General features: G+C 68.7%; 22 protein-coding genes and 1 pseudogene. 4 read left to right on the plus strand and 19 right to left on the minus strand.

Going from position 1 to position 21,547, the window contains the following annotated elements; translation table 11 throughout:
- The first annotated feature begins 88 nt into the window (after positions 1 to 88).
- Complete coding sequence (locus NC4_RS31085) at positions 89 to 1,228, plus strand: MFS transporter (protein ID WP_245722052.1); 1,140 nt, start codon at positions 89 to 91, stop codon at positions 1,226 to 1,228.
- 122 nt (positions 1,229 to 1,350) lie between these two features.
- Here the strand turns inward: NC4_RS31085 and NC4_RS31090 are convergent, their stop codons facing one another.
- A complete protein-coding gene (locus tag NC4_RS31090) occupies positions 1,351 to 2,100 on the minus strand; it encodes an SDR family oxidoreductase (RefSeq protein WP_067545506.1) in 750 nt (249 codons plus the stop codon).
- A 137-nt stretch (positions 2,101 to 2,237) separates the two neighbouring features.
- On the opposite strand from NC4_RS31090, the gene NC4_RS31095 reads away from it, so the two are divergent.
- Complete coding sequence (locus NC4_RS31095) at positions 2,238 to 3,110, plus strand: TIGR03619 family F420-dependent LLM class oxidoreductase (protein WP_067545511.1); 873 nt, start codon at positions 2,238 to 2,240, stop codon at positions 3,108 to 3,110.
- A gap of 25 nt (positions 3,111 to 3,135) precedes the next feature.
- On the opposite strand, the gene NC4_RS31100 is transcribed toward NC4_RS31095, so the two are convergent.
- The 4 genes from NC4_RS31100 to hisS all read right to left on the minus strand — a co-directional run bounded on the left by NC4_RS31100 (position 3,136) and on the right by hisS (position 7,279).
- Positions 3,136 to 4,140, minus strand: coding sequence for a malate dehydrogenase (locus NC4_RS31100; RefSeq protein WP_245722053.1), 1,005 nt, complete (start codon positions 4,138 to 4,140; stop codon positions 3,136 to 3,138).
- A 96-nt stretch (positions 4,141 to 4,236) separates the two neighbouring features.
- Positions 4,237 to 4,884: a hypothetical protein gene (locus NC4_RS31105; protein WP_084529941.1), complete on the minus strand. Its 648-nt coding sequence runs from the start codon at positions 4,882 to 4,884 to the stop codon at positions 4,237 to 4,239.
- 109 nt (positions 4,885 to 4,993) lie between these two features.
- The gene (locus NC4_RS31110; RefSeq protein ID WP_067545520.1) at positions 4,994 to 5,812 is read right to left on the minus strand and encodes a bifunctional allantoicase/(S)-ureidoglycine aminohydrolase; all 819 of its coding nucleotides are present in this window, start codon (positions 5,810 to 5,812) and stop codon (positions 4,994 to 4,996) included.
- 186 nt (positions 5,813 to 5,998) lie between these two features.
- Positions 5,999 to 7,279, minus strand: coding sequence for a histidine--tRNA ligase (gene hisS, locus NC4_RS31115; RefSeq protein ID WP_067545523.1), 1,281 nt, complete (start codon positions 7,277 to 7,279; stop codon positions 5,999 to 6,001).
- A gap of 148 nt (positions 7,280 to 7,427) precedes the next feature.
- On the opposite strand from hisS, the gene NC4_RS31120 reads away from it, so the two are divergent.
- Complete coding sequence (locus NC4_RS31120) at positions 7,428 to 8,285, plus strand: peptidylprolyl isomerase (RefSeq protein WP_067545525.1); 858 nt, start codon at positions 7,428 to 7,430, stop codon at positions 8,283 to 8,285.
- Between the two features lie 427 nt (positions 8,286 to 8,712).
- Entirely contained in the window at positions 8,713 to 9,267 is a 555-nt protein-coding gene (locus NC4_RS31125) for a hypothetical protein (RefSeq protein WP_067545528.1), read from the plus strand.
- 53 nt (positions 9,268 to 9,320) lie between these two features.
- Here the strand turns inward: NC4_RS31125 and NC4_RS31130 are convergent, their stop codons facing one another.
- The 14 genes and pseudogenes from NC4_RS31130 to NC4_RS31195 all read right to left on the minus strand — a co-directional run bounded on the left by NC4_RS31130 (position 9,321) and on the right by NC4_RS31195 (position 21,538).
- A complete protein-coding gene (locus NC4_RS31130; RefSeq protein ID WP_067545532.1) occupies positions 9,321 to 9,713 on the minus strand; it encodes a DUF4913 domain-containing protein in 393 nt (130 codons plus the stop codon).
- Between the two features lie 73 nt (positions 9,714 to 9,786).
- Positions 9,787 to 11,646 (minus strand): type IV secretory system conjugative DNA transfer family protein, encoded by a 1,860-nt coding sequence (locus NC4_RS31135; RefSeq protein ID WP_067545535.1) that lies wholly within the window; start codon positions 11,644 to 11,646, stop codon positions 9,787 to 9,789.
- A 37-nt stretch (positions 11,647 to 11,683) separates the two neighbouring features.
- Positions 11,684 to 12,265 (minus strand): hypothetical protein, encoded by a 582-nt coding sequence (locus tag NC4_RS31140; RefSeq protein ID WP_245722054.1) that lies wholly within the window; start codon positions 12,263 to 12,265, stop codon positions 11,684 to 11,686.
- 86 nt (positions 12,266 to 12,351) lie between these two features.
- Positions 12,352 to 12,660: a transposase gene (locus tag NC4_RS31145; protein WP_067545541.1), complete on the minus strand. Its 309-nt coding sequence runs from the start codon at positions 12,658 to 12,660 to the stop codon at positions 12,352 to 12,354.
- Positions 12,657 to 13,640: a putative type IV secretion/conjugal transfer ATPase gene (locus NC4_RS31150; RefSeq protein ID WP_245722055.1), complete on the minus strand. Its 984-nt coding sequence runs from the start codon at positions 13,638 to 13,640 to the stop codon at positions 12,657 to 12,659. The genes NC4_RS31145 and NC4_RS31150 overlap by 4 nt, the downstream gene beginning before the upstream one ends.
- 48 nt (positions 13,641 to 13,688) lie before the next feature.
- A complete protein-coding gene (locus NC4_RS43455) occupies positions 13,689 to 13,874 on the minus strand; it encodes a hypothetical protein (RefSeq protein WP_245722056.1) in 186 nt (61 codons plus the stop codon).
- 1,330 nt (positions 13,875 to 15,204) lie between these two features.
- The gene (locus tag NC4_RS31160) at positions 15,205 to 16,695 is read right to left on the minus strand and encodes an SCO6880 family protein (RefSeq protein ID WP_067545547.1); all 1,491 of its coding nucleotides are present in this window, start codon (positions 16,693 to 16,695) and stop codon (positions 15,205 to 15,207) included.
- On the minus strand, positions 16,692 to 18,131 hold the full coding sequence (locus NC4_RS31165; RefSeq protein WP_067545550.1) for a hypothetical protein: 1,440 nt from the start codon (positions 18,129 to 18,131) through the stop codon (positions 16,692 to 16,694). Before NC4_RS31165 ends, NC4_RS31160 begins: the two co-directional genes overlap by 4 nt.
- Before the next feature lie 58 nt (positions 18,132 to 18,189).
- Entirely contained in the window at positions 18,190 to 19,014 is an 825-nt protein-coding gene (locus NC4_RS31170) for a DUF8175 domain-containg protein (protein ID WP_067545553.1), read from the minus strand.
- A 52-nt stretch (positions 19,015 to 19,066) separates the two neighbouring features.
- A complete protein-coding gene (locus NC4_RS31175) occupies positions 19,067 to 19,330 on the minus strand; it encodes a hypothetical protein (RefSeq protein ID WP_067545557.1) in 264 nt (87 codons plus the stop codon).
- A pseudogene (locus NC4_RS31180) lies at positions 19,330 to 19,620 on the minus strand (hypothetical protein). The gene NC4_RS31175 and the pseudogene NC4_RS31180 overlap by 1 nt, the downstream one beginning before the upstream one ends.
- Before the next feature lie 43 nt (positions 19,621 to 19,663).
- Positions 19,664 to 19,921: a hypothetical protein gene (locus tag NC4_RS31185; protein ID WP_067545559.1), complete on the minus strand. Its 258-nt coding sequence runs from the start codon at positions 19,919 to 19,921 to the stop codon at positions 19,664 to 19,666.
- A 190-nt stretch (positions 19,922 to 20,111) separates the two neighbouring features.
- Positions 20,112 to 20,666: a hypothetical protein gene (locus tag NC4_RS31190; protein WP_245722057.1), complete on the minus strand. Its 555-nt coding sequence runs from the start codon at positions 20,664 to 20,666 to the stop codon at positions 20,112 to 20,114.
- The gene (locus NC4_RS31195; RefSeq protein WP_084529943.1) at positions 20,663 to 21,538 is read right to left on the minus strand and encodes a MinD/ParA family ATP-binding protein; all 876 of its coding nucleotides are present in this window, start codon (positions 21,536 to 21,538) and stop codon (positions 20,663 to 20,665) included. Before NC4_RS31195 ends, NC4_RS31190 begins: the two co-directional genes overlap by 4 nt.
- Positions 21,539 to 21,547 lie beyond the last annotated feature (9 nt).

Raw genomic sequence — 21,547 nt, forward strand, 5'->3', positions numbered from 1 at the left:
GAGAACCGGGACATTGTCTATCCCGATCAAAGATCAGTCGCCAACCGGAACACAGCCTGCGGTGCTGTCGGATGGGTTGCGGCGCAGAGTGATTCTGGCGTTGGGCACCTTCGCCGTCGGCACCGACGCGTTCATCCTGGCCGGATTCCTGCCCGATATGGCAGCGGCGCTGAACGTGTCCACGGCGTCCGCCGGTGCGGCGGTGACGGTGTTCGCGGCGGCTTACGCGCTGCTGTCCCCGGTACTGGCCACCGTGACCGCACAACTGCCGCGCCGCGCGCTGCTGGTGTCTGCCCTGGTGGTGCTCGGCGTGGCCAATCTGGGCACGGCGGCGGCGCCGAATCTCGCGATGCTGCTGGCCACCCGGGTGCTGGCGGCGATCGGCGCGGCGGCGTTCACGCCGAATGCCGGTGCGGTGGCCGCCGCCCTGGTGCGACCGGAGGCGCGGGCACGGGCGCTGGCCGTGGTCGTGGGCGGGTTGACGATCGCGACCGCGTTGGGTGTGCCGCTCGGCGCCGTGGTCGGGCAGTGGCTGGGCTGGCGGTCGGCATTGGTCGCGGTCGCGATGGTGAGCCTGCTGGCCGCGGCCGGGGTGGCGGCCTGGGTGCCGTTCGTGCCCGGCAATCCGCCGGTGCGATTGTCCGCGCGCCTGGCGGTGGTGCGGAATCGATCGGTCGCGAAGGTGTTGCCGCTGACGGTGCTGGGCATGGGTGCTGCCTATGTGGTTTACGCCTACAGCGTGCCCGCGCTGGCGGCGGTGGGTGTCGACGCCGCCGCCACGGCGTGGGTGCTGTCGCTGTACGGAGTCGGCGCGGTGGCAGGCAATCTGACATCCGGCTACGCGACCGACCGGTGGGGTGCGACGCGAGTGCTCACCTGTGGCTATGTGGCGATGGCGCTCGCCTTGGGGCTGCTGGGCGTACTGGCGGCCACCCGCACCGATGTGGCCTGGCTCGTCGGTGTGCTCGCGGCGGTGTGGGGTGCGGCCAGCTGGCGTCAGACTCCCGCCCAGCAGCATCGGCTCATCGGCGCGGCCCCGCACGAAGCGGGATTGGTGGTGGCGCTCAACGCTTCCTGCATCTATCTGGGCATCGGGTTCGGCACCCTGCTCGGTGGCGTCACCGTCGGGCACGGCGCGACCGCCATGTTCGCCGTCGGCGCGGCCGTTGCCGTGATGGCGCTGATCTACCTGCGCGCCACGCACATCCGGGACCACGAGGAAAGGTGATGCCGCGGCGTGCGGGGTAGCTGCCCCGCCGCCGCGGCATCTGTGGGGTCGACTGCGGCTGTACACCCCGCGGGCACCGACCACCGTCCGTGGCGCCCGATGTCCGCCGGGCGCTGCGGTTTTCAGACTACGGTGGGACGCGCCTGCGCGTCGATCCCGCCGTCGATGACGAACTGGGCGCCGTGGATGAAGCCTGCCTGCGGACCCAGCAGATACACGATAAGCGAAGCGATCTCATCCGGTGTGCCATTGCGGCCGATGGTTACCACGAAGTTGCGGATGGATTCTCCGTAGCGCGGATCGGCGAGTCCGGCCTGCAGCAGCGGGGTGTCGACGCTGCCGGGGGCGACCGTGTTCAGACGGACGCCCGCGCCGCCCCACTCCACAGCGCGCTCGCGCACCGCGACCGTGACCGCGTTCTTCGAGGAGGCATAGGCGTAGGAACCGGCGTAATCGCCTGCCGCCGCGAAGGCTTCGGCCTCGGCGCCCTTGTCGATCGGATTCTCGGCCCACTGGATGTGGGTGGAGGCGACCGAGGAAACCACCGCGGCCGCAGGCGATTCGCCCTTCCGCAGCGCGGGCAGCAGGGCGTCGAGCAGCGCCACGGTGGCCCGGTAGTTGATCTCCACCACGAAGTTCGGATCCGGCACCTGCGGCCCCACCCCCGCGCACAGCACCAGCCCGTCCAGCACCCCGCCGGAGCGCTCCAGCACCGCCTCCACCGCGGCGGCGCGCGCCACCGGATCGGTCAGGTCGGCGGTCACCTCGGCATTGCGCAGATCGATGCCGATGACGTCGTGCCCGGCGGCGGTCAGCGCGGCGGCGGTCGCGGCGCCGATGCCCGATCCGGATCCGGTGATGGCAATGGTCATGACATCGATTAGAACAAGATGCAGAATAGGCCCGCAAGAGAGGTCGAAAAATGGTCTCGGTTACCGGGACTATGATCCGAAAAAAAACTAGAATCTGTTCTAGTTTTTGTACTTGCTCACCGTCGAGAGGACGATCGATGCGCTTCACCTACGCGGAGGCGATGACCAACCCGGACTACTACATCCCGCTGGCGCAGGCGGCGGAGGCGGCCGGGTTCCACTCCATCACCGTCGCGGACAGCGTGGCGTACCCGGCGGAGTCGGATTCCAAGTATCCGTACACCCCGGACGGCAACCGCGAGTTCCTGGACGGTAAGCCGTTCATCGAATGCTTCGTGCTCTCGGCCGCCATCGCCGCGGCGACCACCACGCTACGGATCACCCCGTTCGTGCTCAAACTGCCGATCCGCCCACCGGTACTGGTGGCCAAACAGGCCAGTTCGCTGGCTCGGTTGAGCAACAATCGATTCGGCCTGGGCGTCGGCATCAGCCCGTGGCCGGAGGATTTCCAGATGATGGGCGTCCCGTTCGAGCGCCGCGGTAAGCGCCTGGACGAGTGCATCGAGATCGTGAAGGGCCTGTCCACCGGCGAGTACTTCGAGTACCACGGCGAGTTCTACGACATTCCCAAGATCAAGATGACGCCAGCGCCCACCGCACCGCTGCCGATCCTGGTGGGCGGCCACAGCGATGCCGCGCTGCGCCGCGCCGTGCGCCTGTGCGACGGCTGGATGCACGCCGGAGGCAAGGGCGACGATCTCGACAGATACCTCGCGCGCATCGAGGAGTTGCGCAGCGAGCGCGACAATCCCGGCGAGTTCGAGATCCACGCCGTCTCCCGCGACGGTTACACCCCCGACGGTGTGAAGCGCCTCGAAGAGAAGGGCATCACCGATCTCATCACCGGTTTCCGCAACTCCTACGCCATGGAGCACGACACCGAATCGCTCGAGGACAAGATCACCAAGATCAAGTGGTACGGCGACAATGTGATCGCCAAGCTCGGCTGACGATCACCGTCGGATCGGGGCGGGTTCAGCCGCGCTTGGCGAAGCCCGCCTCGATCACCGCATCCCGCTCGGCCACCAGCTCGGCGACGCTGAGATCGATACGGGCGCGGGAGAATTCGTCGATCGCCAGGTCCGGCACGATGGTGTAGCGGCCGTCGGCGCAGGTCACCGGGAACGAGCTGATCAGCCCCTCCGGCACCCCGTAGGACCCGTCCGAGGGCACCCCCATGGACACCCAGTCCCCGGCCGCCGACCCCAGCACCCAATCGTGAATGTGGTCGATGGCGGCACTGGCCGCGCTCGCCGCCGAGGAAGCCCCGCGCGCCTTGATGATCGCGGTGCCGCGCTGCTGCACGGTCGGAATGAAATCGTCCACCACCCAGGCCCGGTCGTCGATGACCTCCAGCGCCGGGCGGCCCGCCACCGCGGCATGGCTCAGATCCGGGTACTGCGTCGCGGAGTGATTGCCCCACACCGCGATTCGATCGATCTCCGCGGCCGCCGCCCCGGTCTTCTTCGCCACCTGCGCGATCGCCCGATTGTGATCCAGGCGCGTGAGCGCCGTGAACCGCCCGGCGGGCACGTCCGGCGCATTGCCCATGGCGATGAAGGCATTGGTATTGGCCGGATTTCCGACCACGAGCACCTTGATGTCCGCGGCCGCATTGGCATTGATGGCCGCGCCCTGATCGGTGAAGATGGGCCCGTTGGCCGCCAGCAGATCACCGCGTTCCATCCCGGCCGTGCGCGGTCGCGCCCCCACCAGCAGCGCGATATTCGCCCCGTCGAACCCGACCCACGGATCATCCGAGATATCGATGCCCGACAGCAGCGGGAACGCACCGTCCTCGAGTTCCATGGCCACGCCCTCGAGCGAGCCGACCGCGGCGGGAATCTCCAACAGCCGCAACCGCACCGGCGTATCCGGTCCGAGCAGCGCGCCGGAGGCGATGCGGAACAGCAGCCCGTAGGCGATCTGCCCGGCGGCGCCGGTCACGGTGACGGTCACGGGTCGAGCGGCACTGCTCACGATGAACTCCTCGCGGTTGGCGGACATCCCGTACCTACCCTAACGATCGCTCACCGCCGCACCCCAGCGGTCGTGAGCAACCAGACATCGGCGGGACTAGCGCGCCAACTCCGCGATATCGGCGTCGCTGAGCACCACCATGGAGACCACGTCCCGATCCCGCACCAGCTGCATGGCCCGGTACAGCGGGCGCTCCTCCGCCGCCGCGTCGCGCGCCTCGGCGCGCAACTGCTGCACCAGCACCCCGGACACCGACAGTGCCGCCGCCAGCGGACAGGCGGCGAGGCCGTCGGCCAGCTTGCGCAGTCCCAGAATGTGTAGTTCGCGTCCGCTGCCGGAATCGGTGTACATGGCCAGCGGCACGATGCGGGTATCGGGTCCGGCGGTCACCCGCAGCACCACCCGGCTCAGCCGCGCCGGATACACCAGGATCTCCACCCCGGTGGCCGCCGCCAGATCCAGCCGGGCCTCCCCCAGCCAGGTTCGCGCCCGAATCACCGTGCCGGACAACCAGATCCGCCGCCGCTGCACCCCGATCGCGTACAGCGCGGTCGGCGCGCCCAGCACCAGTCCCGCGGCCAGCGCCCACGGCCAGCTCACCACCAGCGCGAGCAGCAGCCCCACCCCGACCCCGACGCCGAGCGCGGCCAGGGCCAGCCGTCGCAGCGCCGGTGCGTACATCTCGGGTGCGATGAGATCGAGCCCGACCTCGTCGGCGGGTCGGGGATCGGAGTGTTCAGCCACCGGAGAAACCTAGCGCGGATGCCCCGATCTCGAGGGACCAGGGCGAATATCCTTCTCCCGCCGCCGACCACGAGCCCGTCTGGTGCACAGCGCTTTTCCGCGCGGGCCGTCAGGTCAACCTGATCTGACGGTTGACGTCCTTGTATAGCAGGTAGCGGAACTTGCCGGGACCACCCGCGTAGCAGGCTTGTGGGCAGAAGGCGCGCAACCACATGAAATCGCCCGCCTCGACCTCGACCCAGTCGTCGTTGAGTCGGTACACGGCCTTGCCCTCGAGGACATAGATGCCGTGCTCCATCACGTGCGTCTCGGCGAACGGAATCACCGCGCCCGGCTCGAAAGTCACGATATTGACGTGCATATCGTGGGCCAGATCGTTCGGGTCGACGAATCGCGTGGTGGCCCAGGCCCCGTCGGTGTCGGGCATGGGCGTCGGCGCGACGTCCTGCTCCTGCACCGCGAACGCCCGCGGCGTGTACCCCGCCAGCGGCTCGTACGCCTTGCGCACCCACTGAAAGGTTGCCTTCCCGGCGGACTCGTTGGCCACCGACCAACTCGCCCCCGCGGGGAGATACGCGTACCCGCCCGGCGTGAGACCGTGCTTCTCACCGTCGATGACAACCGTCAGATCGCCGGTCAACAGGAACAGCACCGACTCGACGCCGCTCTCGGGCTCGGGCTCGGAACTCCCACCCCCGGGCGACACCTCGACGATGTACTGCGCGAACGTGGTGGCGAACCCCGCGATCGGCTTGGCGAGAATCCACGCGCGGGTCTTGTCCCACCCGGGCAGATTGCTGGTCACGATGTCGCGCAGCACGCCGCGCGGAATGACCGTGTACGCCTCTTTCACGATGGCCCGGTCGCTCAACAGCGTGGCCTGTGACGGCAAGCCGCCCTCGGGTGCGTAGTACGTCGGCTCGCTCAAGTCTGCCCATTCCCGTCGTGTCGATGCTCAATCCGTGCGATCACGGTATGCATCACCGCCGGGCGGGGGCAATCGTGTGAACCGACATGCCGGACGCCGTCGATCCCGATCGGATCCGTAGCTTCCTACCCGTCCGAACGCGCCGCGAGCCCGGACACCATCACCGTCCGGGCTCGCGGCGCCGACTCAATCCTGTTCGCCCGCAAGGGCGGCCGACACCTGGGCGACGGCCTCGTCCAGCGGGACCTGGCGCTGTTCGCCAGTGCGCAGATCCTTCAGGCCGATCTCGCCCTCGGCCACCTCGCGGTCGCCGAGCACGAGCGCGATGCTCGCACCGGATTTGTCGGCAGCCTTCATGGCGCCCTTCACGCCGCGACCGCCGTAGGCGAGGTCGGTGCGGATGCCCGCGGCCCGCAGTTGGGCGGCCAGGACGACCAGGCGCTGTTTGACGACGTCGCCGAGGGGCACCCCGAAGACGTCGACGCGGGTGCCGTCTGTGGCGGTTTTGCCCTCGGCCTCCAGCGCCAGCACTGTGCGGTCCACGCCGATGCCGAACCCGATGCCGGACAGCGGCTGACCGCCCAGCTCGGCCATGAGGCCGTCGTAGCGGCCGCCGCCGCCGATGCCCGACTGGGCGCCCAGGCCGTCGTGCACGAATTCGAAGGTCGTCTTCGTGTAGTAGTCGAGGCCGCGGACCATGCGCGGGTTCACCACGTATGGCACGCCGAGCGCGTCGAGCAGCCCGAGCACCTGCTCGAAGTGCGCCTTGGCGGATTCGGACAGGTGATCGATCATGAGCGGCGCGTCCGCGGTCAGCTCCCGGACCTCGGGGCGCTTGTCGTCGAGTACACGCAGCGGGTTGATCTGCGCGCGGCGGCGGGTCTCCTCGTCGAGCGGCAGCCCGAACAGGAACTCCTGCAACAGCTCCCGGTACTGGGGGCGGCAGGTCTCGTCGCCGAGGGAGGTGAGCTCCAGGCGGAAATCGGTCAGCCCCAGCGAGCGGAACCCGGCATCGGCAATGGCGATGACCTCGGCGTCCAGCGCCGGATCGTCCACGCCGATGGCCTCCACGCCGACCTGCTGCAGCTGGCGGTAGCGGCCCTTCTGCGGGCGCTCGTAGCGGAAGAAGGGACCGGCGTAGCAGAGCTTCACCGGCAGCGAGCCGCGGTCGAGGTTGTGTTCGATGACCGCGCGCATGACGCCGGCGGTGCCTTCGGGCCGCAGCGTGAAGCTCTCGCCATTGCGGTCGGCGAAGGTCCACATCTCCTTGGACACGACGTCGGTGGACTCGCCCACACCGCGGGCGAACAGGGCGGTCTCCTCGAAGACCGGCAGCTCGATGTGCCCGTATCCGGCCAGATGCGCGGTGCGAATCAGCGCGTCTCGGACGGCGACGAACTCCGCGGAAGTGGGCGGCAGATAGTCGGGGACCCCCCTCGGGGCACTGAAGCTGCTGGTCTTGGTCACGATGCCCAGTTTTCCAAACGCCCGCCACGCAAGTCCAACCGGTTATGCCCGGGTCCGCCCGCGAGGCGCGTGACGGTTATATAGGAGCTGCTCAGGAAGGGATGGCACACTCTTAAGCCGGAAGCAACCGATACGGAGGGACTGGCTAGTGCCGAGCAATGAACAGCGACGCGCTGCGGCGAAACGGAAGCTGGAGCGTCAACTGGAGAACCGCGCCCAGCGCGCACGCAAGCGCAAGCAGATGACGATCGCCGCGTCGGCTCTCGGCGTCGTGGTCGCCGTCGCGGCGGGGGTCGGTATCTACTTCCTGACCAAGGGTGACGACAACGCGTCCACGACCGCCACCGACACCTCCACTCCGGAAGCCTCGCTGTCCTCGGCTCCCCCGCCGGCCGCCAAGGCCAAGCCCGCCTCGGTCACCTGCGACTACCGCGATTCGCAGCGGCCGTCCGACAAGCAGGTCAGCAAGCCGGGCGCGGACATGTCGACCACCGCGAACGCCAAGGCCACCATGGTGACCAGCGCCGGTGAGATCGGCCTGAACCTGAACGCCGGGGAGTCGCCGTGCACGGTGAACTCCTTCGAGTCGCTGGCCAAGCAGAACTTCTTCGACGGCACCGCCTGCCACCGCATGACCACCGGCAAGGGGCTGCAGGTGCTGCAGTGCGGTGATCCCAGCGGTACCGGCATGGGCGGCCCGGGTTACGAGTTCGACAATGAGTACCCGACCGATCAGTATGCGGCCGACGATCAGGCCGCGCAGTTCCCGGTCGACTACAAGCGCGGCGTGCTGGCCATGGCGAATGCCGGGCCGGGCACCAATGGCAGCCAGTTCTTCCTGGTCTACGGCGATTCGCAGCTGCCGCCGCAGTACACCATCTTCGGCACCGTCGACGAGGCCGGTCTGGCCACGCTCGACAAGATCGCTCAGGCGGGCGTGGCCGGAGGCGCCCCGGATGGCAAACCGGCCACCGATGTGACCATCCAATCGGTCCAAATCAACTGACCAGCACGGTCTTTCGGGCCCGACGTCACAGTGCGGCATACGCCACGTCACAGTGACGCCGGGCCCGTTCATTTTTCGGCCGGACACCCGTCCAGGGGCCGCCGAACGTTCGGTGTAAGGCTTTCCTAACCAAAGAAAATCCGAACTTTTTCGTTCAGTGCCGGAATTGTGCGAGTTATGCTGGATCGCGATGCTCGCGTACGGCGGTTTCCAAGTTTTCGCTGGTAATCTCGTAGAACGGAGTACGAAGCGGCGTAGTAAGACCCACCGGGTGACCCCCAACGGGTACGTCCAGCGCCTCCCGCGTACTCCCGGTGTCCACGTTGCAGGCGGGACATGGCTACCCGAATTACCGTTCGTGTGGCGATGTTCATGACGAAGCACCACAATCATCCATAGTGATCACTGCAGCATCGGGGAGCAGGCAATGGCCGAGGAACTCGACGACATCGGCCGCGAAACAGCGGCGATGATGAGGCAAATGTTGCAGCTCGCGACACTTGTCGCGTTGCGCACCCGGGAACGTGGCCAGAAAGAGGCGGAAGGCCGCGCGAAGGTCACCGAAGCCCGGCAGAAACAGGCCCGGGAGCTCCAGCTCCGCGAGGCCGCGGACGCTAAGGCGAAGGACCCGCGCAATCTCGAACTCCCCAAGATGATCGAAAGGCCCCCACTCGACAAGGGCGTATCCCTGGAGAAGGATCGGTTCGCCGCTCAGGCCGAGGCCACGCGTATGGCCGCCACCCAGGCCGCAGTGAACAAATCCCTGGTGCGATACGACTCGGTGGAGCGCCGTACCGCTCTGGCACAGCATCTTTCGCGCATGGGCATCGCGCCCGAGCTCGCGGCGGTACGAATGCTGCTGGAAGTCGGGCAGGCTCAGTCGGCCGCCGAGGCCGTGCGTGCTCGTGAGCAGGAAGCCGCGGTCGCCCAGCGCCGCGCCCGCGAGGTGGAAGCCCGCGGACTGCAGCGAGTTCGCTCCTGAATCGAACAGCGTGATCGTGCGGCTCCGGGGAGCCGCACCGGATCAGCTCATGTCTAGCTCGGGTAATCCCCCATCGGGGCCGCCGCATTGCTGAACAGCCCCTGTTGCGGGGACTTCAACGGCAGCGGTGTGAGCATGTCCTTGTGCCCGTTGCGCACACTGCAGTACTTGAAGGGGCCCTTGGGGTCGAACAGCTTGGCCATGTGCGGATCGGCGTGATCGAGGAACCACACGCTCAGCCCGGTCTTGCCGTCCAGCCGGAAATGCTCCCACGCCCGCCACATGGCATCCAGGCGCGCCACCGCCTCCGCGTGCTTCCACCATTCCGGGCACCACACGGTATCGCTGATGTCGGTCACCTGCCGCCGGTACACCAGACTCAGATAGTTCTCCACGAACTCCACGACGCTCGCGTAGACCATTGGTTTCTGCTGCTGGTCACTCATGGGCGCACCTCGCTGGCGCTCGGCGTGCCCACGAGTGAAGCACGCTGTATCAATGGTTCGCTCGCACGCTCGCTCACAGCGGCTTGACCTCCTCGATTTGCCCGGCGTCCGTCGCCGGTTCCGCTTTGATCAGCGACGGTGTGCCGATCAGATCAACGATCTCCGTCTTGCGACGCGGTGACGGATCATGGTGTGTGATGGACCGTTTCACGTCATCCGCGTATTCACCCTCCCACCACGGGACCGTGCGCACCAGGACGGCGGGCGTGCCGGAGGAGAACACGATGGCCCGGCCGCGCGGCAGGGTGGCGAGGGCGTGCACATTGAAGGTCTTGGACGAGCCCAGGGAGCGCGAATAGCTCTTGCCGCCCTTGGATTCCGAGACCGAGGAGGACACGCTCTCGTATTCGCCGATGGCCTCGGAACGTTCCTGCAGGAATTTGGTGTCGTCCACGCCGCTGCCCAGGACCTTGATATTGGCCGCGGCCCAGAGGGCTTCCATCCCGTCGACGCCCCAGCAGCGCGCGCCCTGCGCCCAGGACTGCAGCACGGTCATGACGACGATGCCGCGGGAGCCGAAGTGGCTGTACTGCTTGGGCAGATCCTTCCAGCGCACCACGTTCGCGGCCTCGTCGAGCGCCGCGAGCATCGGGATCTCCAGGCGGCCGCCGTGCGAGCGGGAGGCCTCGCGCATGGCGACATCGATGACGGCCTCGGTGAGCGCGCTGACCAGTGGCGCGGCCGAACCGCGGCCTTCCAGCGAGAGGCAGTACAGGGTGCCGTTGTCGCGAATGAAGGCGAGTTCGTCGAACTGCTCGCCGCCGAATTCACGGGTGATCCAGCGGTGCACATTGGACAGCTTGAGGCAGCGCACCATCTTCTTGGCGGTGCCGAACACGCCGGAGCGGGTGCGCTCGTCCACGTTGTACTGCTGGGCCAGGCCCGAGGCCATGAAGTGGAATCGGCCGGTGCGGCGCAGCAATTCGATGGGTTCGGCGTCCTGCGGGTTGGTGACCCACTCCCAGACCTGCGTGATGGGGCGGTCGTCCACCGCGGCGGCCAGGAACAGGCCGGATAGGAGGTCCTCGGCTTCCTGATCGAAATAGCTGTCGGTGGAGGTGGAGATGGTGCCGCCGCCGTCGTCGCCGTCGGCGAAGTGCCCGGCCAACCGCGCGGCGCGCATCTCGCACCCGCTGCTGCGGGCGTCCACCGATGCGAGGGGATCCCAGAACCAGTTGCGCGCCTTGTCATCCGGATTCTTCGGGTCGTAAGCGATGTCCTGCGGATCGAAGATGAAGATGGGGCTGCCCTTGTGGTCGCGCACATCGCGGGTGGCGTCCACGACATCGCGCTTGTTGGAGGTGACCAGGGCGGGGCCGATGGCGGACAGGATGGCCGGAATGACGCGGGAGGTGGTCTTGCCCTGGCGCGGGCCCCAGATGTCGACGTGCAGATCCTCGTAGGAGCCGTAGAGCATATTGCGGTCGGCGACGGACATGCCGATGGGCACGCCGGGCATATCGTTCTGGCCCAGGCGCATACCGAGTTGTTCGGCCTTGGCGCGCACGCCGGATTCGGTCAGCGCCGCGATGGCGCCGCCGCTGCCCATGTAGTCGGCCTTGTCGTCCACCGCGAGACGGCCGACATTGGCGCGCGCCTTCATCCGGCGCCGGAACCACACCCAGGCGATACCGGCGATGATGAGCGCCACCACGATGACCGTGGAGGCGGTGGGCCAGTGCAGATTGCCCTTGCCCAGATCGACGCCGATGGCAATGGGATTGATCGGGACATCCTGCTTGGGTGAGGACAGCAGATTGCCCAGATGCAAGGCGAGCCACAGGGTTCCGAAGATCACGAAGCACGCGTAGATGATGTACAGGGTGGTGTCGGGACCGGGATTGGCCGGGTCCTTCACCGGTTTCTTCGCCATCTTCAGCCTCCTGGGATGACCTGTGTGTCGGTGCCGCTCAACGGAATTCGTCCAGCAGCCAGGTGCCGTCGGCGGTGCTGCGCACGACGGTGGCGACAACCGTGGCCGGCGGTAGTGGTTCGCGCCGTCCGTCCGGGTAGACGACCGTCTGCTCGATACCGATCTTGTACTGCTGCCGGTTCGGGTCCGGACCGTCGGGCGCTTTCTGCCCGGACGCGAACGCGAAGGCCTCGACGCGGGCGCCGGCCTTCCCCCAATCGGCCCACTGCAGTGACGGCTTCGGCGTCTCGACGCCGGTGGGTGGTGTATCCAGTGTACGGATCAGGTTGGGACCCAGCCATTTCCGCGCCCGTTCCAGCGCCGCACCCTGGGCCTCGGTGGCCGGATTCCAGGTGTAGATCTGGGTCAGGGCCGCCACGGCGACGCCTTCGGCGGTGCTGGGATCGGAGGCCGGGGCACTTTCCAGCAAGCGGGTGGTGGACGTGGCCGCACCGCCCGGGCCGGTACTCGAACCGGAATCACCGCTGTCGCCGCCACATGCGGTGACCAGCATCGCGACGCTCATCATCAGCATCACCACCAGGTTCGTGCGTCGAGGGTTCCCGTGCGCGGCCGTCACCGACTTCCAGGCTAGTCGGCCGCGGCGATACCCGGGCCATACCAGCGGTTTTCCCGAGTCGGCGTGTCCGAATCCTCGGAATGCGGTCATGTGCCGCGCTTGGTTTCGCTGAGGGTCTCCACCAGGGTGCGGTTCATCTCGGCGGCGGCGGCCAGTTGCTGCTGCAGCTGCGCGACCTTGCGGCGCAGGGCGATGGCGTCCATGCGCTCCAGGCCCGGACTCTCGGCGGCGCGGACCCAGTTGCGCACCGAGTTGGTGTGCACGCCGATCTGCTCGGCCACCACCCGGCAGGCTTCCGATTCCGAGCGCATTTTGGCGGTCAAGGAGATGGCCTGCTCGACCGCCGCCTGTCTGACCTCCGGGGATACTCTGCGGTAGGAGCGGTGCGGCATCATGCGGCACTCCCTTCGTCGCCGTCGCTGCCGCCGCGCGCGGTGGGCTCGGTGAATTCGCTGAAACGCTGGTTGGTGTCGTGGATTCCGCTCTCCTTCTCGGAGTGCGTGAATTCCATGTGGAACGGGATGCCGGGGCGGCGGTCCTCACCGATCTTGAGCAGGAATTTGCCGGTGCCGGGCGCCGAGGGGCGCTGCTGACCCGGTTTGAGGGCCTCACCGGTGAGCGCCTGCGGCGCGGACCAACTGGTCACCATTTCCTCCTCGGCAGCGGTGAAGGGCACCGTGGAATCCAGGCGGGAGATCTCCTCGGGCGGCAGCGCGCCGAAGATCTTGGCGCGGGCGCGTTCCAGGAAGCCGAGCGCCTTCGCGATGGCGGCCTCCGAGCCGAGCGCCTGCAGGTCCTTGATGGTGTGGCTGATCATGATGAGCGAGGTGGCGATACTGCGCTGCAGACGGGTGAGCTCGTCGACGCGGTCGACCATGAAGTCGCCGAGGCCGAGCACCTGCCACAGCTCGTCCATGACGACCTGGAAGTAGCGCTGCGGGCCCAGATCGGCGTCGGCGAGCACGTGCGCGGCCTCCACGGAGGCGAAACCGTCGGCCCAGCAAGCCAGCATGACCGCGGCCTTGAGCTTCTTGTCGCCATTGGGGATGTGCGAGACGTCGATGCAGACCGCGGTGGCGGCGGTATCGATGGGAGTCGTGGTGTGGCCGTTGAAGACCGCACCGAACGGACCCTGGGTGAGCGCGCGCAGGGAGCGGCGCAGGCCCTTGATGGCGTTCTGGTATTCGTCCGGATTGTCCGCGCCCGCGTCGAGTTGCAGTTCGTCGCCACCCGCGACGATCACCTCCAGCAGATCCTCCAGGATCGGCGGGCGGTCCGGGCTGAACTCGCTGCCCTCGCGGTAGAGGATGCGCAGGCCCGTGGAGATGAGGGTTTCCTCGTAATCGCGTACGCGCGCACCGCGAACCAGCTCCACCAGACCGGCGACGAGGGTGACCTGCCGCGCCCGCAGCTCCTGCTTGACCTAGGTCTGTAGCACGGGCATATCGTCCAGGCGCGGCACGATGGACCCGAGCACACCGGCGGCCAGCGGATTCAATTGCCCGTGGCCGTAACCCAGATCGATGACCTGCCCGCCGACCAGCTCCACCAGCTTGCGGTAGTCGGGTTTGACGTCGGCCAGGATGAGCGGCGTAATCCCTTGCGCCACAACGCCACCCCATGCGATCCCCCTTGGCTCGTTCGGACCCACGTGGGCGTTCACCCGCGCCACTCGCCACACCCGTACCGTCGCGCTCCGCCGACGCCGAGTCACCGCGACGCTCGCGGCGCACCGATTCCGCACCGTCGTCCGCTCGTTCGGGCCGCCGCGGCCGCTCCCCGCTCTCGGGCTCCGCCCCGCGACCTGCTGCGGTAGCCGAGCCCGCCGCGCCGTCGCGGAACCGCTGCTGCCCACGGTCACCCTGCGCGCGATCCCCTACCCCGGCTGCACTTTCCGCGCCGGACGACGCCGCGCCCGCACCGCGAGAATCCTCCGCGCGGACCGGCGCACTGTCCGTGTCACGCATGTCACCCGACGGGATCTCACCCCGCGCGCGCTCGCGTGGGGACCGCGGCTCGCCGCTGGGGCGCGCCGCACCGGGGCTTTCCACGCCGGACGAGGCCGCGTCCACCCTTGGCGCCACGTCGCCTCGAGAATCCTCCGCGCGGACCGGCGCACCCGCACGCGCCGCGCGCGCCCCGGACTCGGCTCCGCCGCGCGCCTTTTCGTCCGGGCCGCGCCCGCCGCCGGGACGCTCCTCCGCCGAACTGGGTTCGTCGGCCGGTCGCGCCGCACGGGTCCGGTCTTCGGATGCGGCCCGGGCCTCACGCTCATCGCCGGTTGCGACCGCACGCTCGCGATCCGGCCGAGACGCGCCGGGGTAAGTCGCCGCACGCGAGGCCGCGTTGCCGGTGCGCGCTTCGCCGGGGTGATCCACCCCGCGCTCGCCGGGTTCTTCCACACCCCCTGCGGCCCGATCCTGACCACGCGTTCTGCTGGAACGCGCCGCCCCCGAACTGTGCTCGCGCACCGGTCCCGCCTCGCCTGTCCGGTTTCCGGACGTGCGGTGCCCGGCTCGCGCGGCGCTGGAGTCGGCCGAGACGGCGTCGAGCGGCGGGTAGTCGGAATGTGCGGTGGCGCTGGACTGTTCGCGGGCGGAATCCGGAACCGATTGCGTGCGTGACGGTTCCGCACCACGCGCGGTCTCACTCGCCGGATGCCCGGGGTGGGGCGACGTCGAATCCGGTACGCGGGCATCGCTCGTCGGGGCGGCGTCGGGGGCATCGGGCTCCGGGAGGGGGTCGCGGCGCAGCATGCGGCGGTCGGGCAGGGTGCCTTTGCGCGGGCGGTGCTCGTCGCGGACCACGCGGGAGACGGGGCGGGGCTCCGGTGCGACCGGGGTGGGGTCGACCGGGTCCTCGTCGCGGCGGCCGCGGCGGGCGGGGGGTGCGGGATCGCGTTCCCGCACGGGGGGTTCGAAGTCACGTGCCATGGGTGATCACCCTGCGAGTGCTTTCGGGATGGAGGCGTGTTCCGGGAGGATCACCCCGCAGCCGAGCGACGCCGCGAAGGCCGCCGCCTGGTAGCGGTAGCAGCGCCGGATCTTGAGGCGCGCCTGGGTGGACAGGTCCCTGGTGATGGCTTCGATGCGCGGGAGATCGCCGCGCAGGGGCTCGGTAATGGTCACCAGGGCCCCGAAGCGGGTGACACCGTGTCCGCGGGCCTGCTCCTCACGAGCCTGCTGGGTGGCGCCGACGCGGAGGGTGGCGGCGGCGGAGACGACGCCGCGTTCGCTCTGCTGGGCTACCAGGGCGTTCTTGAAGTCGTCGTCGACGATTTGGGCGGCGTCGCCCGCGGAGTGGGGGCGGTAGACGATGGCGATGCGCTTGCGGGGCACCTCGGGGTTGGGGGCGAGCAGGCGCTGGAGGACGCGCTCGTCGACCGCGCCCTCGGGGGCGGTGTCCATTTCCCAGGTGACCGAGCGGCCGCCGTCGTGGATGAAGTGGTCCCAGCGCTCCTCGTGGGAGACCGGGCCCGCATCGGCCCAATCCAGGCCGTGGCCACCGGGTTCGCCCGCGGCGACCTCGAGGTCGGCCTGGGAGGCCGGATCGTAGCTGCGGCGGATGAAGGAGATGACCTCGTCGGCGGACATGGGCTGGCAGCGCACACCGGCCTCGGCGAGGGCGGCGCAGATGCCGGGCAGGCGGCGGCCGATCTCGACCGCTTCCTCCGCCGGGTTCTTGCGGCGCTCGGCCGTGGTGGCCTTGAAGGTGATGGCCACGCGCGGCAGCAATTGCACGCGCTCCTGGGGCAATTCGGTGGCCAGCTCGTACATGACCTGCTGGGCCAGATCGGGCGCCTCGGGGCGGGTGATGGCGGAAACCTCGGTCAGCAAACGGTTTCCGGTCTCGGGCACGGTGTCGATCACCGGCACCACCGCCACGATGTCGGAGGTCTGGCCGAGCGAGGCCAGGAAGTTGCCCCAGGCGGCGACCCAGCGGTCGATGACCGGCTGGTCGACCGCCTCGTGGCCCTGCGGCCAGGCCCGCAGCACGACCGTGTACTGGCCGAACTGCGGTAGGTGGATCATGCCGAAGCTGTAGCCGCCCGCGTCGATGCCCTCGTAGAGCCGCGAGGGCGCCATGAGACCGGGCAGCCGGGTGACGCCGCCCGGAATCCGGGAGAACCGGCCGCCGCGGTACACGTGCTCGCCCTTGCTGCGGCCGCGCAACCAATGGAACATCATCAATCCGTTCTCGTAGCCGGAGCGGCCCCCCGTCCGCCACACCAGTGGAACCATCACGATCAGGCCGATCCCGGCGACGATGAACGCCGGTTTCGGGCCCGCCACCAGCGCCGTCAGCAGACCGGTGATGACCACCGCGAAACCGACGACAGTCTCGCCCCAGCGCAGGCCGAAAAGTCCTGCGCTGCGGGGCTTCTGCCACAGGCCGTACGAGCGGCGCTCGTAGGTGTCGGTCATCGTCATCGCGGAATGGTGCTCCTGCCGAGGTCGGGTGAACGGTTGGCCCAGCGGTCACCGGCGACATCGCCCATGGCGGCGGCGGCCCGGTTCAGACTCGCGGTCGCGGCCCGCACCTGGGCGACCCGGTTGGCGGCCCTGGCCGCGCCTGACGGTACTGCGCCCGAACCTCCGGGACCCGCAGGACTCGCGGCAGCGCCCGCGCCGCCGCCGCCACCGCCACCGCCGCGTCCGCCCGCACCACCCGGCGGGCGCGGCCCCCGGCCGGGACCGACGTACCCGGCCGCACCCGGTGCGGCCCCCGCGCGCGGCGCGATGGCCCGCGAGCCGACCGCGCCGACCGCCGCCACGCCGACCAGTGCGCCGGTGGTGGCGGTCAAACCCGAACCGCCGCTACCGACAATGGCCACCGCCGGGGTGACCAGGCGCATGAGCGCGGGCAGCACGAAGGCCACACTGCACAGCAGCACGATGGCGACCAGCATGCGCTGGGCCTGATCGGCGGAGGGCAGCGAACCCGCCGCGGTCAGCTCGTCCACATGCCCGGCCGTGGTGAACGCGATCATGTAGACGATGGCGGCCACGGGTTTCCAGAGCATGAAGGCGATGATCCAGCCGACCAGCTTGGGATAGGATTGTTTTCCGGTGCCGGTCCCGGACGCGGCCGCCGCCAGCGGCATGACGCCCGCCGCGATCACCAGCAGGCCCTGTCGCACGATGGCGAGCACGATCTGCGCCAGCGCGCCGAGCAGGCCGACAATGGCGATGATCAGCACCAGGCCCGGTGAGAAGGCTTGCAGGCTGGAGGTTTTCACCATCAGCTCGGCAATGTTCTTGGCCTCGCCGTCGGTCGAATCCGTGATCACCCACTCGGAGAACTTGTCCGAGGCCTGGGTGGCGGCCACGATGACCGCGCCGAGCATCCAGGAGCTGAAGATGACGCGGGCGAACATACGGAAGGATTCGGCCGCCTCACTGACCGCGGCCCCGCGCCTGGCCTCGGCCAGTTTCGCGCCGGAAATGATCACCGAGACCATCAACAAAAGTATCTGCGCTTGATACGTATAGTCGTTGATCTTGGTGAATAGCGCGCCGGAGTCGCTGACTCTCTCGTTGGGCACCTTCATCCAGAAGGTGAGGGCCAGGATGAGCGCCTCGCCCAGGCCGCTCATGAGCGAGTCCACCACCTTGCCGAAGGTGGAGTCCCACGCCTTGTCGCGCACGGCGTCCGCGGCCTCGCCCGGATGGGTGGCGACATTGCCCGCCTTGCACGCGGCCGAGGCGGCGTCGCCGAGCGAGATACCGGGGATGCCGAGACCGTCGAGCGAGTCGTGTAATTCGTTGCACGCCTCGTCGAAGCCGTACTGCGCGTAGGCCACCGTCGGCGATGCGATCATGACGGTGAACACGACCGCGAGGATCGTGAGAAGGCGCCTCACCATTTGGTCCTCCCCTTGGAGGGTCGCAGGGTCGGTGACGTGGTCACGAGATCTTCAGCTGTCACCATTTCGTCCATCCCGCAAGCGAATCCACTAGCTCCGTCTGCGAGGACTTGGAGGTCGACGGCTTCAGCCGCCAATCCCCGGCATCCCACACCATGATCAACCGCACCGCCGCCCACTGCACCCGGCCGTCGCGCACCGGACCCCGGACGGCCAGGCGCACGATGGCCATATCGTCGGCGTAGTTCTCCACCTGGAAGGCGTCGGGCGCCACCAGATAGCGGGTGACCTTCTCCGGCTGCTGTTTCGGCAGCCGTTCGTCGGCCAGCGCCTGGTCGTAGTCGGCCACCTGTTGCGCCGACACCCGCACCTGCCGCACATACAGTTCCCGGTCGGCGGGCCGGGCGTTGAGCCGATAGGTGATCTGGGCGGCGGCCAGCGCGGCGCCCTGCGGGGTGTGCGAATACCCCACGGCCAGACCGTTTTCCAGGCGCGCCGGACCGTCGGAGGTGGAGAACGGCACCGAGGCGCCGTACACCCGCTGCCAGCCGTGCGGTTCGGTGAGCCCGGCCGGGACGCCCGTCAGCCAATCGGTGTCGGCGGGCTTGCGCTGCTTGCCGGGATCCTGCGGCAACGGTTGTCCCGCAGGGTTGTTCGGAATGTCGACGCGGCGACCGAACAGGTCGATCTCCGGGGCGGCGAAGCCGGTCTGCCCCGTCGATACCGAAGTGGACGGCGTCCCTTCGGTTGTCGCGCTCGCCGGCGCCTCGTCGCGGGTGATGTACACCACCACGCCCGCGATGACGATCAGCGCCACCACGGCCGCCGAGGCGATGACGCCGAACGAGACGCGGTCGCGCTCCGGCGACTCCTTCTCGCTCATCTCGGCGCCTCCACAGTGTCTGTGCCATTGGACAATTCAGCTATCCCGAGCCCTACGTCGGCAGGAAGGCGAATGCGATCCCGCTGGCCGAACTCGCCATGATGGCGCCCAGCAGGCTCATCACCACCCCGTGCGTCGCGTCATTGGCGGCCATATCGTCGCGGAAGGCGTACCAGAGCTTGCCCGCCGCGAGGATCATCCAGGCCAGGCAGAACAGCAGTACGCACCACAGCAGCCAGTCGATGAGCTGCATGATGGGCCGGAGCACATCGGCCGGCATCTGCTTGTAGGCCAGCACGGCCAGGGTGGCGGACATTAGGTGATCACGGCATTCATGATCGTCCCCGCACTGGTCGCGATGATACCGCCGATCATGGCTCCCGCCACCATCTTCGGCGACTCCAAACCGCCTCCCGTCCACTTCTCCTAGGCGAACTTGCCGCCCGCGTAGGTGATTCCCATGACTCCCGACAGCAACACGAACCACGTGAAATAACGAACAAGTCGCATAAATTTGTCCGACGCGGGCGGCGCCTCGGGGGTCGGATTGCCGACCTGGGCGAGGATCGAGCCGTACGCGTCATGTACGGCGAGAAGCATGCTCATTGTCTTTCCCTGTCCACTAGCAAACCGTCACTCACAAAGACGCTCAATGCGGTCCGGGCGGACCGTAGGGGTACTGCGGACCCGGCTGGCCGGGCGGCTCGCGCCGATCCGAACGCCGCATGGCCAGCACGACCGCGACGACGATGCCGCCGACCGTCCCGAGACAGCCCACGATCAGCGCCAGCCAGGTCAGATAGCGCACTATCTGCAGGCCCTTCTCCGATGCGGGCGGCGCGTCGGGCGTCGGATTCCCGATCTGAGCGAGGAGATCGGCGGTGTCCTGAAGCGCGTTGACCAACATCGGGTGACTCCAAATAGCAAGCGGCACTACTAAATTCAGCTTCCACGAAGTCGGCTTCGCGGGAAATCTCTATCACACGGGCCAATCCCGCGGCGCGGGGGCTCATCGGTCCGCGTCCGGTTGGTCGGCGGACGGCGCGTCCAGGGCCTCCTGGGCGGCGGCCACGATGCCCGCACCCAGGTTCCGGATATCAACCGTAACCTCTTCCAACGGGTCGGTTTTGCGCTTTCGCTGGGCCGGGACCGGATCGCCGGGCGACCAGACGGGGAGCTGATCGGGTTCGACCAGGGTCCACTCCTCGTGCCACGGCACCTGCCACACCTGACCTGCGAGGGAGCCGACAACGTCGCGGTAGCGCCGGATTTCGGCCGGGGCGCGCGGCGACGGTCACCAGGCCGAGGACCTCACAGGGTCCGGCCAGCCCGGCGTGATGCTGGCGCAGCAGGTCATGGGCGCGGGTCAGGCCCGCGATGGTCTCGCGGGCAATGAGGACCACGAAGGGGGATTCGCGTTCGAACCCGCCGGGCCAGCGGCGGTACGCATCCGCCGCGGGGGCGAGCACATGCGCGAGGGTGCTGGCGCCCGCGCCGCCGTGCACCCCGAGCAGCCACACCAGGGGTGCGCGGCCACCGCCGGGTACGGGGCGGTCCCAGATGGGTGCTCGGCGGGATTCCGGCGGCGGCACCACACCGGCCGCCATGGCGTTCTCGGAGGAGGATCGGCGTTCGGTCATGGCTGCGGTCATGATGCCACTCCAGCAAGCAGGCGGCGATATGCCCGGCGTGTCTCGGCGGCGAGGTTGCTGTGCCGCACCAGCTCTCCGCGGGCGAGGTGTGGGTCATAGGGTATCTCGCGAATATCGCGCACCCAACCGTCCAAATGCTCCCGCAAATGATCAGCGACCCGAGAATCGGTGCCCGGCAACTGATGTGACACGACAATCGTCGTATCGCCGACAATTCCGCCGCCCTGACCCTCGCCCTGCCCGCCGAACTGATCGTCGAGCCACTCCAGGGTCACCCGCAACCGGTTGGCGGCGTCGGCGCGCGCCGGGATGGCCAGCACCAACGCGATATCGGCGTCCTCCAGCAGCGGCCGCAGATGCCTTCCGGCAATGGGGTTTCCGCCGTCGTAGACCGGGGTGTAGCCCGCATCGTCGATACCGCGGGCCACCGTCAGATAGGTCGCGCGCCGCCGCAGCGGGGCCGGATCGCGCCACAGCAGCCCGATTCCGGAGGTGGCCCGGGACAGGCATTCCTTGAGCGGCGCGGGTTCGTCGTCACCGCGACCGTAGAGCCACGATTGCAGGCTGATCGGGCTCAGATGCTCATCGGCGCCGCGCAGCGCGAGATCGCTGCCCGCGAAGGTGGCGTCCACCGCCACGGTCTGCGCACCGGCCGCCGCGATCTCCCCCGCGAGGCCCAGCGCGGTGGTCGTGGTGCCCGCGCCGCCGCAGCCGCCGACCACCAGAACCGGGCGCTGGGCGGGCTCGGATTCACCGGAATCCCCACGTCGCTTGCGCAATCGCACCACCGGAGCCTTGGAACGCGCGGCCCGGCCCGACGCTTCGCCCTCCTCGGGCACCTCGTCGAGCCAGCGGCTCCAGTCCTGATCCATCGTCTCAGC

Source organism: Nocardia crassostreae (assembly GCF_001613405.1).
Classification (GTDB): domain Bacteria; phylum Actinomycetota; class Actinomycetes; order Mycobacteriales; family Mycobacteriaceae; genus Nocardia; species Nocardia crassostreae.